General features: G+C 61.2%; 15 protein-coding genes. 13 read left to right on the top strand and 2 right to left on the bottom strand.

Annotation, left to right across the window (positions count from 1 at the left end; all coding sequences use genetic code 11):
• The first annotated feature begins 9 nt into the window (after positions 1-9).
• The 9 genes from dusB to hflX all read left to right on the top strand — a co-directional run bounded on the left by dusB (position 10) and on the right by hflX (position 11,546).
• Complete coding sequence (gene dusB, locus ABIE33_RS00555) at positions 10-1,038, top strand: tRNA dihydrouridine synthase DusB (RefSeq protein ID WP_429120101.1); 1,029 nt, start codon at positions 10-12, stop codon at positions 1,036-1,038.
• Positions 1,035-2,192, top strand: a complete 1,158-nt coding sequence (locus ABIE33_RS00550) for a two-component system sensor histidine kinase NtrB (protein WP_429120099.1) — start codon at positions 1,035-1,037, stop codon at positions 2,190-2,192. Before dusB ends, ABIE33_RS00550 begins: the two co-directional genes overlap by 4 nt.
• Positions 2,189-3,643 (top strand): nitrogen regulation protein NR(I), encoded by a 1,455-nt coding sequence (ntrC, locus tag ABIE33_RS00545; RefSeq protein ID WP_429120096.1) that lies wholly within the window; start codon positions 2,189-2,191, stop codon positions 3,641-3,643. Before ABIE33_RS00550 ends, ntrC begins: the two co-directional genes overlap by 4 nt.
• A gap of 212 nt (positions 3,644-3,855) precedes the next feature.
• Positions 3,856-6,126 carry an ATP-binding protein gene (locus ABIE33_RS00540; protein WP_429120093.1) on the top strand — a complete coding sequence of 757 codons (2,271 nt, stop codon included), beginning with the start codon at positions 3,856-3,858 and terminating at the stop codon, positions 6,124-6,126.
• The gene (gene ntrX / locus ABIE33_RS00535; RefSeq protein ID WP_025426781.1) at positions 6,116-7,480 is read left to right on the top strand and encodes a two-component system response regulator NtrX; all 1,365 of its coding nucleotides are present in this window, start codon (positions 6,116-6,118) and stop codon (positions 7,478-7,480) included. Before ABIE33_RS00540 ends, ntrX begins: the two co-directional genes overlap by 11 nt.
• 53 nt (positions 7,481-7,533) lie before the next feature.
• Entirely contained in the window at positions 7,534-8,910 is a 1,377-nt protein-coding gene (gene trkA / locus ABIE33_RS00530) for a Trk system potassium transporter TrkA (RefSeq protein WP_429120089.1), read from the top strand.
• 15 nt (positions 8,911-8,925) lie between these two features.
• Complete coding sequence (locus tag ABIE33_RS00525; RefSeq protein WP_429120087.1) at positions 8,926-9,789, top strand: D-amino-acid transaminase; 864 nt, start codon at positions 8,926-8,928, stop codon at positions 9,787-9,789.
• Positions 9,790-9,899: 110 nt separating this feature from the next.
• Positions 9,900-10,142, top strand: coding sequence for an RNA chaperone Hfq (gene hfq, locus ABIE33_RS00520; RefSeq protein ID WP_003535434.1), 243 nt, complete (start codon positions 9,900-9,902; stop codon positions 10,140-10,142).
• A gap of 78 nt (positions 10,143-10,220) precedes the next feature.
• Positions 10,221-11,546, top strand: coding sequence for a GTPase HflX (gene hflX, locus ABIE33_RS00515; protein ID WP_429120084.1), 1,326 nt, complete (start codon positions 10,221-10,223; stop codon positions 11,544-11,546).
• 29 nt (positions 11,547-11,575) lie between these two features.
• Here the strand turns inward: hflX and mazG are convergent, their stop codons facing one another.
• Entirely contained in the window at positions 11,576-12,409 is an 834-nt protein-coding gene (gene mazG / locus ABIE33_RS00510) for a nucleoside triphosphate pyrophosphohydrolase (protein WP_429120081.1), read from the bottom strand.
• 4 nt (positions 12,410-12,413) lie between these two features.
• Positions 12,414-13,001, bottom strand: coding sequence for a nucleoside deaminase (locus ABIE33_RS00505; protein ID WP_429120078.1), 588 nt, complete (start codon positions 12,999-13,001; stop codon positions 12,414-12,416).
• Positions 13,002-13,232: 231 nt separating this feature from the next.
• On the opposite strand from ABIE33_RS00505, the gene cysG reads away from it, so the two are divergent.
• Genes cysG through ABIE33_RS00485 form a run of 4 tightly spaced genes read left to right on the top strand, consistent with a single transcriptional unit; the run spans position 13,233 to position 17,226 of the window.
• Entirely contained in the window at positions 13,233-14,696 is a 1,464-nt protein-coding gene (cysG, locus tag ABIE33_RS00500; RefSeq protein ID WP_429120075.1) for a siroheme synthase CysG, read from the top strand.
• A 10-nt stretch (positions 14,697-14,706) separates the two neighbouring features.
• The gene (locus ABIE33_RS00495) at positions 14,707-15,021 is read left to right on the top strand and encodes a DUF2849 domain-containing protein (RefSeq protein WP_025426788.1); all 315 of its coding nucleotides are present in this window, start codon (positions 14,707-14,709) and stop codon (positions 15,019-15,021) included.
• Between the two features lie 14 nt (positions 15,022-15,035).
• Positions 15,036-16,709 carry a nitrite/sulfite reductase gene (locus ABIE33_RS00490; protein ID WP_429120072.1) on the top strand — a complete coding sequence of 558 codons (1,674 nt, stop codon included), beginning with the start codon at positions 15,036-15,038 and terminating at the stop codon, positions 16,707-16,709.
• A gap of 16 nt (positions 16,710-16,725) precedes the next feature.
• Positions 16,726-17,226 carry a DUF934 domain-containing protein gene (locus ABIE33_RS00485; RefSeq protein WP_429120069.1) on the top strand — a complete coding sequence of 167 codons (501 nt, stop codon included), beginning with the start codon at positions 16,726-16,728 and terminating at the stop codon, positions 17,224-17,226.
• The last annotated feature ends 20 nt before the right edge of the window (positions 17,227-17,246 follow it).

Here is a 17,246-nt window from a genome sequence, read left to right as displayed (position 1 = left end):
AAGAACAACATGTGCCTGAAAGATATGCATTTGCCAGCTCCGGCTCTGTCATCACTGCTTCGGATCGGGAATATAGAAATCCGCAACCGGGTGGCGCTCGCCCCAATGTCTGGTGTGACGGACCTGCCGTTTCGCACCTTGGCGTGGCGCTTCGGCGCGGGGTTTGTCGTGACGGAAATGGTGGCGAGCCGTGAACTTGTCGGCAACGCGTCGGAATCCTGGGCCCGGCTGAAGAACTCCGGCATCAAACCGCACATCGTCCAGCTTGCCGGACGCGAGGCCCATTGGATGGCCGAGGCGGCAAAAATCGCAGCCGCAAACGGTGCCGACATCATCGATATCAACATGGGTTGCCCGGCAAAGAAGGTGACGGGCGGCTATTCCGGCTCAGCGCTGATGCGCGATCCTGACCATGCTCTGTCCCTGGTCGAGGCAACGGTGAACGCCGTGGATGTGCCGGTCACCCTGAAGATGCGGCTCGGCTGGGACGAAAACTCGATCAATGCGCCGCTGATAGCAAGAAGGGCGCAGGAGGCCGGTGTCCAGGCAATTACCGTGCACGGCCGCACCCGCATGCAATTCTACACCGGCAGAGCCGATTGGGACGCGATCCGTGCGGTGCGCGAGGTCATTTCCGTGCCGCTGGTCGCCAATGGCGACGTCGACACGGTGGCGGATGCGGAAGAAATCCTCAGGCGTTCCGGCGCCGACGCCGTCATGGCCGGCCGGTCTTCGCAAGGGCGTCCGTGGCATGTCGGCGTTCTCGCCGGTGCTGTAAGCCATCCCGACCAGGCGGAGATCGCCGACATTTTCGCGGAGCACTATGAGATGATGCTCGAATTTTACGGTGTCGACACCGGCTTGCGGCATGCGCGCAAGCATGTGGGCTGGTATCTCGACCGTTTCGCGCCCGATCTTGCTGGAGCAGATAAGGGGGCGATCCTGACGTCGACCGATCCCAAATCCGTTGCAGCGCGTGCTGCCGATGCCATTCGCAGTTCACAGGCGATCATCCCTGCGGAAGGGATCGCAGCATGACCGAAAAGCCCAATATTCCGGAAGCCTCGGCTGCTGCTAGCGGGCTGTCGATGGCGGTGCTGAACGCCATCCAGAACCCGGTGATCCTGGTTGATGAAAACGGTCTCGTTGCCTTTGCCAACTGGGAAGCCGAGTCCTTCTTCGGCGCCAGTGCCAACCATCTGGCCCGCCACGACATTAGCGCCTTTATACCGTTTGGCAGCCCGCTGCTGACGCTGATCGAGCAGGTGCGCGAGCGCAAGGCGCCGGTCAACGAGTATCGCGTCGATTTGAGTTCGCCGCGCCTCGGCGCCGACAAGCTGGTTGATCTCTATGTGGCGCCGGTCATTTCCGAGCCTGGCTCCGTTGTGGTCGTCTTCCAGGAACGGTCGATGGCCGACAAGATCGATCGTCAGCTGACGCATCGAGCGGCGGCGCGTTCGGTCACAGGCCTTGCTTCGATGCTGGCACACGAGATCAAGAACCCGCTTTCCGGCATTCGAGGTGCCGCGCAATTGCTGGAGACCTCCGTCAACGACGAGGATCGGGCGCTGACGCGGCTGATCTGCGACGAGACCGACCGGATCGTCTCGCTGGTCGATCGGATGGAAGTGTTTTCCGACGAGAGACCCGTCGATCGCGTACCGCTCAACATTCACTCGGTGCTCGATCATGTGAAGGCGATCGCCAAGGCGGGCTTTGCGCGCCGCATCAAGGTGACGGAGAATTACGATCCATCGCTTCCGTCGGTCTTTGCCAACCGCGACCAGCTCGTGCAAGTGTTTCTCAATCTCATCAAGAACGCGGCGGAAGCAATCGGCGATCGGCCCGAAGGCGAAATCATGCTCACGACCGCCTATAGGCCGGGCATCCGCCTTTCGGTCGCTGGCACCCGCGAGAAGATTTCGCTGCCGCTCGAATTTTGCGTGCATGACAACGGTCCGGGCGTGCCCTCCGACCTGCTGCCGCACCTGTTCGATCCGTTCATCACCACCAAGACCAATGGTTCGGGCCTTGGACTGGCGCTCGTCGCCAAGATCATCGGCGGGCATGGCGGCATTGTCGAATGCGACAGCCAGCAGAACCGTACGACTTTCCGCGTCCTGATGCCGGCCTCCAAGGGGCAGGCGGCGGATGAAGACGACATGCTTATGACAAAAGGAAACATTGCATGACGGGTGCCACGATCCTCGTCGCGGATGACGACGCAGCCATTCGCACCGTGCTCAACCAGGCGCTGAGCCGCGCCGGCTACGACGTCCGCATCACGTCGAACGCGGCGACGCTCTGGCGCTGGATCTCCGCTGGCGATGGTGACCTTGTCGTCACCGACGTGGTGATGCCCGACGAGAATGCCTTCGATCTGCTGCCGCGCATCAAGAAGGCGCGCCCGGACCTCCCGGTTCTTGTCATGAGCGCGCAGAACACGTTCATGACGGCGATCAAGGCCTCCGAAAAAGGCGCCTACGATTATCTGCCAAAGCCTTTCGATCTGACCGAGCTGATCGGCATTATCGGTCGGGCGCTTGCCGAACCGAAGCGCCGCCCGCCCAAGATCGACGACGATTCGCAGGACGGCATGCCGCTCGTCGGCCGTTCGGCTGCAATGCAGGAAATCTACCGTGTTCTCGCCCGCCTGATGCAGACCGATCTCACACTGATGATCACCGGCGAATCCGGCACCGGCAAGGAGCTGGTCGCACGCGCGCTGCATGACTACGGCAAGCGTCGCAACGGGCCCTTCGTTGCCATCAACATGGCCGCAATCCCACGGGATCTGATCGAATCGGAGCTGTTCGGTCACGAAAAGGGTGCTTTCACCGGCGCGCAGACGCGCTCGACCGGTCGTTTCGAGCAGGCCGAAGGCGGCACGCTCTTCCTCGACGAAATCGGCGACATGCCGATGGACGCGCAGACGCGGTTGCTGCGCGTACTGCAACAGGGCGAGTACACGACGGTTGGCGGCCGCACACCGATCCGCTCGGACGTGCGCATCGTCGCGGCAACCAACAAGGATCTGAAGCAGTCGATCAACCAGGGCCTCTTCCGCGAGGATCTGTATTATCGGCTAAATGTGGTGCCGTTGCGCCTGCCGCCGCTGCGCGATCGTGCGGAAGACATTCCCGACCTCGTGCGCCACTTCGTCCAACAGGCCGAGAAGGAAGGTCTGGACGTCAAACGTTTCGACCAGGAGGCGCTCGAATTGATGAAGGCGCATCCGTGGCCGGGCAACGTGCGCGAACTCGAAAACCTCGTGCGCCGACTGACCGCACTTTATCCGCAGGACGTCATCACGCGGGAAATCATCGAAAACGAGTTGCGCTCCGAGATCCCCGACAGCCCCATTGAAAAGACGCAAGCGCGCAGCGGTTCGCTGTCGATCTCGCAGGCCGTCGAGGAGAACATGCGGCAATATTTTGCCAGCTTCGGTGACGCGCTTCCCCCAAGCGGTCTTTACGAGCGCGTGCTTGCCGAGATGGAGTATCCTCTGATTCTTGCGGCATTGACGGCGACGCGGGGAAACCAGATCAAGGCCGCCGATCTCCTCGGCCTCAACCGCAACACGCTGCGCAAGAAAATCCGCGAATTGGGCGTCTCGGTCTATCGCAGTTCGCGCACGGCTTGACTTGCTCATAGCCACCGTTGCATTTTCGCCACAATGCGTTGCTTGAACGTGTTATGACCGCCGAATCGAGCGGTGTTGCACCGCTTTGCCTGGCCTCTGGAGCTGTGGCTCATGTGCAACAACTCCGATTGACGGTCCGGTCAACACCTTGACCCGGAATTTAAGTGAGAATTGCCGGTGCCTGTGGGCGCCGGTTGGGGGAATGCTTTTACATGGTGGATGCAATGGCCTTGCCGCTGGGCACAGATGACGGAGTCGCGGCGCAGGACCGCCGCGCGTCCTTTGCCCTGCCGGGCCTGATGCTGGCGATCGGCGCACTGGTCTGCGCAACCCTGTCTCTCCTCGTTCTGCTTGGGCTGACGCCGATCCGTCTGGAGCGCAACGTCTTCATTGCCTGCGCCGCGATCAACGGCCTGTTCGTGGTCGGGCTGATCTATCTCATTGTTCGCGAGATCCTCAGATTGCTTCGCGCGCGTCGCAAGGGCCGCGCCGCCGCACGGCTTCACGTGCGCATCGTCGCGCTGTTTTCGATCGTCGCCATCACACCTGCCATTCTGGTCGCGATCTTCGCCAGCATAACGCTGGATGTCGGCCTTGACCGCTGGTTCTCGCTGCGCACGCAGGCCATCGTTCGGTCGTCGATCAGTGTCGCCCAGGCCTATGTGCTCGAGAATGCCAGCTATCTTCAGGGCCAGACCGTATCGATGGCAAACGATCTGGAGCGCAATCGGCAGCTCTACAGTCTCGACCGAACCGGCTTTACCGAGTTGGTGACGCGCCAGGCGAGGGGCCGCGGCATGCTTGGCGCCTTCCTCGTCCGTGCCGATGGCAGTGCCATTCTCCAGGCCAATATCTCGACGGAAAAGCCCTTGCCGGCGATCCCGCCGGACGCACTGAAAAGCTCGATTTCCGGCCAGCCGACATTGATACCACCAGGGATTACCAATCTGGTGGGCGCGGTTATCCCGCTTGACGACATTCCCGGCACCTATCTCTACACCGTCCGCAACGTCGATCCAGAAGTGATGCGCTCGTTGCGGCTGATGGAAGAAAACACCGCCGAATATAAGACCCTGGAGGCCGGGCGCGCCTTTACGCAGATTGCCTTCGGCGTTCTCTACATCGGCTTTGCACTGATCGTGCTGCTGGCGGCAATCTGGACGGCAATCGCGGTTGCTGACCGTATCGTCCGACCGATCAGGCAGTTGATCGGTGCCGCCGACAGCGTTGCCTCGGGCAACCTCGACGTCGTGGTGCCGGTGCGGGCCGTCGACGGCGACGTCGGCAATCTTTCGCGCACGTTCAACAAGATGGTTTCGGAAATCCGCACCCAGCAGGAGCAGATTCTGGAGGCCAAGGATGAGGTCGACCATCGGCGGCGGTTCATCGAGGCCGTGCTTTCAGGCGTCACGGCAGCTGTCATCGGTGTCGGCCGCGATCGGCAGATCACCATTGCCAACTCTTCTTCGGAAGAGTTTTTGAAAAAGACAGCGCCGGATCTGCTCGGTGCCGATCTGCGGGTGGTCGCGCCTGAGATCGAGGAAGTGCTGGTCGAAGCGGAAAGCCGATACCGCAACAACTTCCGCAAGCAGATCAATATCATGCGCGGCGGAACCGAGCGCACGCTCAACGTGCAGGTGACGCGCGAAGAAGGCGGCGAGGCAAACGAGTCCTACGTCATCACAATCGACGACATCACCGACCTTGTGATTGCGCAGCGTTCGACCGCCTGGGCCGATGTCGCGCGCCGTATCGCACATGAAATCAAGAACCCGCTGACGCCGATCCAGCTCTCTGCCGAACGCCTGAAGCGTCGCTACGGCAAGCAGATCGATCAGGAGGACCGGGTTGTTTTCGACCAATGCACCGACACGATCGTCCGCCAGGTCGAAGATATCGGCCGGATGGTCGACGAGTTCTCAGCCTTTGCCCGCATGCCGAAGCCGACGAAAGAGAAGGCGGATCTGCGCGCCATTCTGAAGGATGCGGTGTTCCTGCGCGAGATGGGCAACAACCACATCAGCTTCATTCGCGAGTTTGGCGACGAACCGCTCGAAGGCATGTTCGATGGCCGCATGCTCGGTCAGGCTTTCGGCAATATCGTCAAGAATGCCGTGGAGTCGATCGAAGCGATAGCGACAGATGCCGTCCGTGGCGAGCCGAAAGTACTCGTGCGTGCGCAGCGGGACGCAACGGGCGGCCGGTTTATCGTCGATGTCATCGACAATGGCAAAGGCCTTCCGACCGAGAACAGACACAGAATTTTAGAACCGTATATGACGATGCGCGAGAAGGGCACGGGCCTTGGACTCGCCATCGTCAAGAAGATCATTGAGGACCATGGCGGACAACTGGAATTGCACGACGCACCGGCCGATTTCGATGGCGGCGTCGGAGCAATGATCCGCGTGATCCTGCCGCCCGCCGGAGAAGCCGGGGGCGAAGACACTTTGAAGGGTAAGGGTACGAGCGATGGCCGCTGACATTCTGGTTGTGGACGATGAGGAAGACATTCGCGAGATCGTATCCGGCATCCTGTCCGACGAGGGGCACGAGACCCGCACGGCTTTCGACAGTGACAGTGCGCTCGCAGCGATCAGCGACCGCGTGCCGCGGCTCGTCTTTCTCGATATCTGGATGCAGGGCAGCCGTCTTGATGGCCTCGCTCTGCTTGACGAGATCAAGGGGCGTCATCCTGACTTGCCGGTTGTGATGATCTCGGGTCACGGCAACATCGAGACGGCCGTCAACGCCATCAAGCGCGGCGCCTACGATTTCATCGAGAAGCCGTTCAAGGCCGACCGCCTGATCCTGATCGCCGAGCGGGCGCTCGAGAACTCCAAGCTGAAACGCGAAGTCTCGGAGCTGAAGAAGAAGTCGGGTGATCCGGTCGAGCTGATCGGAACCTCGGTTGCCGTTTCGCAGCTCCGCCAGACCGTGGAAAAGGTGGCGCCGACCAACAGCCGTATCATGATCCAGGGACCGTCCGGCTCCGGCAAGGAGTTGGTGGCGCGGATGATCCACCGCAAGTCGACCCGGTCGACCGGCCCGTTCGTGGCGCTCAACGCCGCAGCGATCACGCCCGATCGCATGGAAATTGCGCTCTTCGGAACCGAGGGAACGCCGGGGCAACCGCGTCGAACGGGTGCACTCGAAGAGGCGCATGGCGGCATCCTCTATCTCGACGAGGTCGGCGAAATGCCGCGTGAAACGCAGAACAAGATCCTGCGTGTTCTCGTCGATCAGCAGTTCGAGCGGGTCGGTGGCACCAAGCGCGTCAAGGTCGATGTCCGCATCATCTCCTCGACGGCCTACAACCTCGAAAACATGATCTCCGAGGGTCTCTTCCGCGAAGATCTGTTCCACCGGCTGGCCGTCATCCCCGTGCGGGTGCCGGCGCTGGCCGAGCGTCGCGAGGATATCCCGTTTCTCGTCGATATGTTCATGCGCCAGGTCAGCGAGCAGGCGGGCATTCGCCCGCGCAAGATCGGCGACGATGCGCTCGCGGTGTTGCAGGCCCATGACTGGCCGGGCAACATTCGCCAGCTGCGCAACAATATCGAGCGCCTGATGATCCTTGCCCGCAGTGACGGTCCGGATACCCCGATCTCCGCCGACATGCTGCCGACCGAAGTTGGTGATACCTTGCCGAAGATCTCCGCGCAGGGCGACCAGCACATCATGACGCTGCCGCTGCGCGAGGCTCGCGAAATGTTCGAGCGCGATTATCTGATCGCTCAGATCAACCGATTCGGCGGCAACATTTCCCGTACCGCCGAATTCGTTGGCATGGAGCGGTCGGCGCTTCACCGCAAGCTGAAGTCGCTGGGCGTTTGAGCGATAAACTCCTTCCGGCTGGTGGCCGCCTGTTCCTTGAGTGAAAGAACGACATGAAGGTGATCATTTGCGGCGCGGGGCAGGTCGGCTACGGCATCGCCGAGCGGCTTGCCCAAGAAGACAATGACGTTTCGGTGATCGATACCTCGGCGGCGCTGATTGCCAACATTACCGAAAGCCTCGATGTGCGCGGCTATGTCGGCCACGGCGCCCATCCGGATGTGCTGGCAAAAGCCGGCGCCGACCAGGCTGACATGCTGATTGCGGTCACGCTGTTCGACGAGGTCAACATCGTCGCCTGCGAAGTGGCGCATGCGATCTTCAGCGTGCCGACCAAGGTCGCCCGTATCAGAGCGCAGAATTATCTGGCGCCGGAATACGCCAACCTGTTCTCCCGCGAGAACGTGCCGATCGATGTCACTATTTCGCCAGAGGTCGAAGTCGGACGATTGGTGCTGCGGCGCATATCGTTCCCGGGCGCTACGGATGTGGTGCGTTTCGCCGACGACCGTATCGCCATGGTGGCGATCGAATGCATGGAAGATTGCCCGGTAGTCGACACGCCGCTGCAGCAGTTGAGCGAGCTGTTTCCCGATCTGCAGGCCACCGTGACCGGTATCTTTCGCAACGGCAAGCTAATCGTGCCGCATTCGTCGGATCAATTGCAGACCGGCGACCTTGCCTATGTCGTCTGCGACCGCGATCATGCGCGCCGGACGCTGTCTCTGTTCGGCCACGAGGAACAGGAAGCGCGTCGCATCGTCATCCTCGGCGGCGGCAATATCGGTTATTTCGTTGCCAAGGCGATTGAGGAAAACCAGCCGAGAACCCGCGTCAAGCTGATCGAAAGCGACCGCGACCGGGCCGTGATGATGGCTGACAAGCTCAGCAGCACGGTGGTCCTCAACGGTTCTGCGATGGATCAGCGCATCCTGATGCAGGCCGACGTGCAGGACGCAGACCTGGTCGTGGCGCTGACCAACAACGACCAAATCAATATCCTCGGCAGCATGATGGCAAAACGCCTGGGCGCCAAATCGACACTCGTCCTGATCAACGAGCCGTCCTACCAAGATTTTGCGGGAACCGCCGGCGTTGATGCCTATATCAACCCGCGTGCGGTCACGATCTCGCGCGTGCTCCAGCATGTGCGCAAGGGGCGCATCCGCTCGGTTTATGCCGTCCAGAAGGGGACGGCGGAAGTGATCGAAGCGGAAGCGCTGGAGACGTCGCCGCTGGTCGGCAAGGCGCTGCGCGAACTGGATCTGCCCGGCGGCATCCGCATCGGCGCGCTTTATCGGGACCAGACATTCATTCGCCCGCACGGCGACACCAAGATCAAGGCCAAGGACCGCGTGGTGCTCTTTGCGGCCGCCGATGCGGTGCGCCATGTCGAGCAGCTTTTCCGCGTCAGCATCCAGTTCTTCTGAGGTTAAACAAACGCCATGCCGAGAATTGCCTATGTCAACGGCGCCTACGTGCCGCACGCCGATGCTGCCATCCACATCGAAGATCGCGGCTACCAGTTCGCCGACGGGGTCTACGAAGTCTGCGAGATCCGTCATGGCTTCATCGTCGATCTGACCCGGCATCTCGACCGCCTCAGCAGATCCCTAAGTGAACTTCGCATCGATTGGCCGATGAGCCGTGCCGCGCTGATCCACGTCATTCGCGAGGTGCTGCGCCGCAATCGGGTGCGAAACGGCCTGTTCTACATGCAGGTCACGCGCGGGACCGCACGGCGCGACCACGTGTTTCCGGTAAAGGGTACCGTTCCGACTATCGTGGTGACGGCAAAGCGCACCGATGCGGCCGCGATCGCCCGCAAGAATGCCGAAGGCATCTCGGCAATCACGGTCCCGGAGAACCGCTGGGATCGCGTCGACATCAAGTCGGTCGGCCTGCTGCCGAACGTGCTTGCCCGCCAGAAGGCGAAGGAAGAGGGCGCCCACGAGGCGATCTTCGTCGATCCCGATGGCACGGTGAAGGAGGGGGCCGCCACCAATGTCTGGATCGTCGATCGCGATGGCGTCTTGCGCACGCGCGCGGCCGATCACGGGATTCTCAGAGGCATCACCCGCACGACGCTGAGGGATGTTGCAGGGCCTCTTGGAATCAAGATCGAGGAACGGGCCTTCTCCGTCGACGACATGCTCGCAGCGCGCGAGGTCTTCATCACCGCCGCAACGAGCATCTGTTTTCCGGTCGTTTCCATTGACGGCAAACCGATCGGCAACGGTCATCCGGGAAGCATAGCACAGAATATTCGTGAAGCCTTTTTCGACGTTGCGGAAAAGACATTGATTTGATACCAAACTGACAGAGGTGTCGGGGGAAGCGTACTTGTGACGCCTCTGATTGAAAAAACAGACAAAATGCACCGGCGCGAGACGTCGGCAAATAAGAAAGAATCGGCGCGATGGCGGAACGTTCTCAGAACTTGCAGGATCTTTTTCTTAATACGGTCCGCAAACAGAAGATTTCTCTGACAATTTTTCTTATCAATGGCGTCAAATTGACGGGCGTCGTCACGTCTTTTGACAATTTCTGTGTCTTGTTGCGCCGCGATGGTCATTCGCAGCTCGTCTACAAGCACGCGATCTCGACCATCATGCCGGGCCAGCCGCTGCAGATGTTCGAGAACGAAGAAGCCGCATCCTGACGGGACGTTAGGCACATTACCAAACGGGATTCAAAGTCGTCGTCGATCATTCCGGAGCTTGAAACGCTCCGCGACGACATGCGCGCGGTCGTGATCGTGCCGGTTCTGAAAAAGACCGGCAGGCAGGCGGCTGAAACTCTCTCTGCAACCAGCCCCCGCACCGATGAAAGTCGGCTGGAGGAGGCGACGGGCCTGGCACGGGCGATCGACCTGAACGTCGTTCATGGCGCCATCGTTTCGGTGGCGCAGCCAAAGCCGGGAACGCTTCTGGGCACCGGCAAGATCGAAGAGATCGGTCACATCCTCGTCGAACAGGATGCCGGCCTGGTCATCGTCGATCACCCGCTGACGCCGGTGCAGCAGCGAAACTTGGAAAAGGAATGGAACGCCAAGGTCATCGACCGGACGGGCCTGATCCTTGAAATTTTCGGGCGCCGCGCCTCCACCAAGGAAGGCACGCTGCAGGTCGATCTGGCGCATCTCAACTACCAGAAGGGCCGGCTCGTACGAAGCTGGACCCACCTTGAGCGTCAGCGCGGCGGTGGCGGCTTCATGGGCGGCCCCGGCGAAACCCAGATCGAGGCGGACCGGCGCTTGCTGCAGGACCGCATCGTCAAGCTCGAGCGCGAGTTGGAGCAGGTTCGCCGCACGCGGCAACTGCACCGCTCCAAGCGCAAGAAGGTTCCTCACCCGATCGTGGCCCTTGTCGGCTACACCAACGCCGGCAAATCGACTCTGTTCAACAGGATGACCGGAGCCGGCGTGCTGGCAGAGGACATGCTGTTTGCAACGCTCGACCCGACGTTGCGGCGGCTGAAGCTGCCGCATGGCCGCATGGTGATCCTGTCCGACACCGTCGGCTTCATCTCCGACCTGCCGACGCATCTTGTCGCTGCCTTCCGTGCGACGCTTGAAGAGGTGCTTGAGGCCGACCTGATCCTGCATGTGCGCGATCTTTCCGATCCGGACAATCAGGCGCAGGCAAGCGACGTTCTGCGCATCCTTGCCGATCTCGGTATCGACGAGAAGGAAGCGGCAGCGAGGCTCGTCGAGGTCTGGAACAAGATCGACCGGCTTGAGCCGGAAGCGCGCGAAGCCCTCACGAACAAGGCTGCAAGCACTGATAACACCGTGGCGGTCTCGGCGATTACAGGCGAGGGCGTCGATGTGCTGCTTGCCGAGATCGGTCGTCGCCTGTCCGGCGTATTGACCGAATGCACCGTCGTTCTCGGTGTCGACCAGCTGCAGCTTCTGCCCTGGGTCTACGAACACGCGATCGTCGACGGCCGCGAAGATCTCGAGGACGGCACGGTCAGTCTCGATCTTCGCCTGACCGAAAACGAGGCCTTGGAACTGGAGCGGCGTCTCGGCAACGGGCCGAAGCCCGTGGCGGAAGACTGGTAAACGCTTTTGTCTGAGGCGCGGTTGTCGCCTCAGGCCAGTTGCCGTTCGATTGCCTTGGCTGCTTGCCAGAGTTCTTCCATTCGTTCCAGCGTAGCCGCTTCGAGCGTTTCTCCGTGAGCTTCAAGCTCGTGCTCGATATGGGCAAAACGGCGGCGGAACTTGGTGTTGGTGCCGCGCAGCGCCATTTCAGGGTCGGTGCCGACATGTCGGCCGATATTCACCACCGCAAAGATCAGGTCGCCGAGTTCATCGGCCACCTTTGCACGGTCTTTTTCGCGCAATGCTTGGCGTAGTTCGCCGATCTCTTCCTCGATCTTGTCGAGGATCGGTTCCGGCTCCGACCAGTCGAAACCGACCTTGGCGGCACGCTCCTGCAGTTTCAGTGCTTCGACGAGGGCCGGGAAGCTGCGCTGGATCGAACCCAGATGACTGGCAGCGCCGTCGGACGGCAAGCCGCGTTTGGCGTGCCGCGCCTGGCGCTCCGCCTTTTCGGCCTGTTTGATCTTGTCCCACTGGTTCTTGACGGCTTCCGGAGTGTCGGCGTCCGAACGGGCGAAGACATGCGGGTGACGACGGATCATCTTTCGCGTCACTGCCTCGACGACATCGCCGAAGGCAAAATCACCGGCCTCTTCGGCCATGCGGGCGTGAAACACCACCTGCAGCAGCAGGTCGCCCAGCTCGTCGCAAAGGTCATGCATGTCGCCGCGCTCGATCGCGTCGGCAACTTCGTAGGCTTCTTCGATCGTATAGGGCTTGATCGTTTCGAACGTCTGGACGACGTCCCATGGGCAGCCGGTTTCCGGCTGCCTGAGCGCCTCCATAATGTCGAGAAGGCCCTTGATGTCGCGTGATGGTTCCATGGGATCAGTTCAACGGAATGGTGTTGTCGCCCTTGCCCGACTGGTAGCTGTCGGACAGGTGCTGGTAGCGGTCGCGGATGCGCGCGTCCTGGGCAGCAAGCTTCTCTTGCGTTGCTTGGTCGGCGTCCTTGGCGAGCGCTGCGATCGACGACGACTTCCAGAACGCGTTGTTCTGCGCGTAGCCGCCGGGTTCAAGCAGGAATACTTCTTTCAGGATCTTCAGGTCGTGCGGAATGGAGAAGCTGTCGCGCGAATCTTCATGGCTGAAGAAGTAGTAGAAATTATCGAATCCTGCCCAGGTGATCGCCGACAGGCACATCGAGCAGGGCTCGTGCGTGGAAAGGAAGATCAGATCGCGTGTATCAGGCTTTTCCGCCATCTCGTAGAAGCGCTTGAGCGTGTGCACTTCACCGTGCCACAGCGGGTTTTCGGTCTCGTTGTTCGTTTCGGCGAGAACGAGAGAAAGATCGGACTTGCGCAGGATCGCGGCGCCGAACACCTTGTTGCCCGCCGCGACACCCTTTTCGGTCAGGGGCAGGACGTCCTGCTCGATCACGTTCAGTAGCCGCTCGGCCAGTTCGGATTGCATCATCTCTCTAGTCTCCGGCAGATGTGTAGCGGCATTTAACGGAGGTTGCCCATCGGGCGCAATGGCCACGGGCAGGGCCATCAACCGGCTTTTCCGGAGATATTTGCTCAAAATGCCGCACGGTCGAGCAAAACAATACGTGGCCTCAAAGCCATTGAAATTTCTGTTTCTTCAATTGCTCTGGGCGATGCGGGATATTCAGCGCAGCCTGTAGAAGGAACAGATTGCAAGAACATGCCGCAGCAGCTCTCCGTCTTTCCCGCATTCTTTCGCGTCGCGCAAAAGCGCGTGGCGGTGTTCGGCAATGGCGATGAGGCCTTCGCAAAAGTGCGATTGTTGCTGAACACCGAAGCGGCGATCGTTGTCTATGCCGATGGCCCCGAGGCTGACTTGGCGGCATTCCTGCGTGATCGTTCAATTGCGACCATTCGCGAGCCCTTCAACCCGCAACAGCTCGAAGGCGCTGTCCTGGTGTTTGCCGCGACCGGCGACGCGGCGGAAGATCGGCAGATCGTTATTGCGGCGCGCGAGCAGAAAATCCCGGCAAACGCCGTCGACCAGCCCGACTACTGCGATTTCTTCACGCCGGCGCTGGTCAATCGCGCCCCGGTCGCCGTCGCGATCGGGACGGAAGGCGCGGGTCCGGTGCTTGCCCAGATGATCCGGGCGCAGATCGACCAGCTGCTGTCGCCGTCGCTTGGGCGCGTTGCGTCGCTCGCCGCCAGCTACCGTGACGCCGTCGATCGACTGGTGCCGCGGGGTGTTGCACGCCGCCTGTTCTGGCGCCGGTTCTTCCAGGGGCCGGTCGCAGATAAGGTGGCACGTGGTGATGTCGCCGCCGCGCGCCGCGAAGCTTCTCGCTTGCTCGATGCCGCGCATTATGCCGCCTCGGGCCATGTCTGGCTGGTCGGTGCTGGTCCTGGCGCCGAAGACCTGCTGACGCTCAGGGCGCAGCGCGTGATGATGGAAGCCGATGCGATCGTCTATGATGCGCTGGTGCCGCAGGCGATCGTCGACATGGGCCGCCGCGATGCGGAAAGGCTGTCGGTCGGCAAGCGCAAGGGTTGCCACACGAAGTCGCAGGACGAGATCAACCAACTGCTGGTGAAGCTCGCGGGCGAGGGCAAGCGCGTCGTTCGCCTGAAGTCCGGCGACCCACTCGTGTACGGCCGCGCTGGCGAAGAGATGGCAGCGCTGCGCGACGCTGATATTACCTATGAGATCGTGCCCGGTATCACCTCCGCCTTTGCGGCTGCTGCCGATTTCGAACTGCCGTTGACCTTGCGCGGCGTCGCATCGTCGCTGGTCTTCACTACCGGCCATGATTTGACCGGTGAAGTGCTGCCCGACTGGGCGCGGCTTGCCGTATCGGGTGCCACGATCGCAGTCTATATGGGCCGCACCGTCGCTGCGTCGGTTGCCGGTCGCCTGATGCAGGCAGGGTTGCCGGCAGAAACCACCGTGGCTGTGATCGAGAACGCCAGCCGTGCCGATCGCCGCCTGTTGCATGGCACGCTCAAGGATCTGCCGGACCTCGAGGGCCGCACCGAACTTTCCGGCCCGGTCATGGTCATTATCGGCGATGCGGTTGCCGGTGCGAATTTCGAGCGCTCCGAGCCTCTGGTGGCAGGCAAGCGCCCGCCCACGCAAACGAAGATCGAAGCTGCCGCAGAGCGCAGCGAACAGATTCTGAACTAAGGGAAACGTCATGGTGAACAAGGTTTTGACGGCAAATCGGCTCTCGGATGGCATATCCGTCTGGCTGGATGCCTCGGGCAACTGGGTCGAATCGCTCCAGCAGGCCTTCATCGCCCGCCATGCCGAGGCGGTCACCGCACTGGAAGCGACAGGCAAGGTTGCCTTCGACGACAACAAGGTCGTCGACGCCAATGTCGTCGACGTCGAGGAAGTCAACGGCACGCTGCGGCCGTTGCGCATGCGTGAACGCATCCGTGCCGAAGGCCCCTCGATCCCCTATGCCGCCGGATACAATGGCCTCGCCGGCCCGAACTTTGCTGCCTGAGGAACCGATACAACATGTACCGTTACGATGAATTCGATCATGCCTTCGTTTCCTCGCGTGTCGACCAGTTCCGCGACCAGGTCGAGCGCCGCCTGAGTGGCGAACTGGCCGAGGATGCATTCAAGCCTTTGCGGTTGATGAACGGCGTCTATCTGCAGCTGCATGCCTATATGCTGCGCGTCGCGATCCCCTATGGCACGTTGTCCAGCCGACAGATGCGCATGCTCGCGCACATCGCCCGCAAGTATGACCGCGGTTATGGCCATTTCACCACCCGCCAGAACATCCAGTACAACTGGCCGCGCCTCTCCGACACACCGGATATCCTGGACGAGCTGGCAAGCGTCGAGATGCACGCGCTGCAGACTTCGGGCAATTGCATTCGCAACGTGACGGCCGACCATTTCGCTGGCGCTGCGGCCGATGAGGTTGCCGATCCAAGGCCTTATGCAGAAATCCTCAGACAATGGTCGAGCGTTCATCCGGAATTCTCGTTCCTGCCGCGCAAGTTCAAGATTGCCGTTACCGGTGCCGAGCGCGATCGCGCCGCGATCCAGGTGCACGACATCGGCCTGCACCTGAAAAAGGATGAGAACGGCCGTATCGGCTTTGCCGTCTATGTCGGTGGCGGACAGGGCCGTACCCCGATGATCGCCAAGAAGATCCGCGACTTCCTGCCGGAAGAGGATCTTCTGTCCTACACGACGGCGATCATGCGCGTGTACAACCTGCATGGCCGTCGCGACAACAAGTACAAGGCGCGCATCAAGATCCTTGTTCACGAAACCGGCGCCGAGGAACTTTCCCGTCAGGTCGAGGTAGAGTTCGCGGCGCTGAAGGACACGGAGCTGAAGCTTCCGGAAACCGATATCCAGGCCATTTCCACCTATTTCGCGCCGCCGGCGCTGGAGCCGCGTGCCGAGGGCTGGGAAAGCCTGGCGCGCTGGAAGAAGACCGATCCGGAATTCTCGCGCTGGGTTCACCAGAACGTGCAGCCGCACAAGCATCCTGATTACGGCATGGTGACGATCTCGCTGAAACCGATCGGCGGCATCCCGGGGGATGCGACCGACGCGCAGATGGAGGCGGTTGCCGATATCGCCGAGGAATATGCCTTCGACGAGATCCGCGTCAGCCACGAGCAGAACCTGATCCTGCCGCATGTGGCTCTGGCTGATCTTGAGCCGATCTACCGTGCGCTTGTTGTTGCCGGTCTGGCGACCGCTAACGCCGGGCTGATCACCGATATCATTGCCTGTCCCGGGCTGGACTACTGCGCGCTTGCAAACGCGCGCTCTATTCCCGTCGCACAGGAGATCTCAACCCGTTTCGGTGCGCCCGAGCGTCAGGCCGAAATCGGCGAACTGAAGATAAAGATCTCCGGCTGCATCAATGCCTGCGGCCACCACCATGTTGGCCATATCGGTCTGCTCGGTGTCGAGAAGAAGGGCGCGGAACTCTATCAGATCACGCTCGGCGGCTCCGGCGACGAGAACACGTCGATCGGCGAAATCATCGGTCGCGGCTTCGAGCCGGAAAAGGTAACCGACGCGATCGAAACGATTGTCGACACCTATCTCGGGCTGCGCAACGACCAATCGGAGACGTTCCTTGCGGCTTACCGTCGTGTCGGCCCGCAGCCCTTCAAGGACGCTCTCTACGGCGGCAGTGCACAGGAAGCCGCTTGAGGCGCAAGGAACGGACATGACAAAAATCTGGAAAGAAACCGGCTTCGTGAGCGATGATCCCTGGATCATCGAAAACGAGGAGAGCAAGGCTGGCTCGAACGAGAAGGCGATCCTCGCCCTCGAGGCTTTTCTCGCCAAGGTGGCCGAGACGGAAGAGACCGGCCTGGGCGTGGTCGTCGCTCCGGCGGATGACGTTACGAAGCTGCAGCCCTATCTCGATCGCATTGCGCTGGTCGCCGTCGCATTTCCGGCCTTCAATGACGGGCGGGCGTTCAGCCATGCGTCGCTGCTGCGGGCGCGGCTTGCTTTTGCCGGCGAGGTGAGGGCAGTCGGCGATGTCCTGATCGATCAGATCCCGTTGATGTTGCGTTGCGGCATCGACAGTTTCGCGGTAACCAATGCGACGGCCCTGAAGCGTCTGACGGAAGGCCGGCTGCCGGGCATTGCCAATCACTATCAGCCGACCGCGAGGCCCTCTGATGACGCCAGGTCCTATAGCTGGCGGCGCGTTTCTTGAAGGTGGCGCTGACCGCGACA

It is taken from the genome of Ensifer sp. 4252 (assembly GCF_050434565.1).
GTDB lineage: Bacteria > Pseudomonadota > Alphaproteobacteria > Rhizobiales > Rhizobiaceae > Ensifer.
The sequence above is the reverse complement of the archived record's forward strand: the minus strand, read 5'-3'. Positions and strand labels throughout refer to the sequence as shown.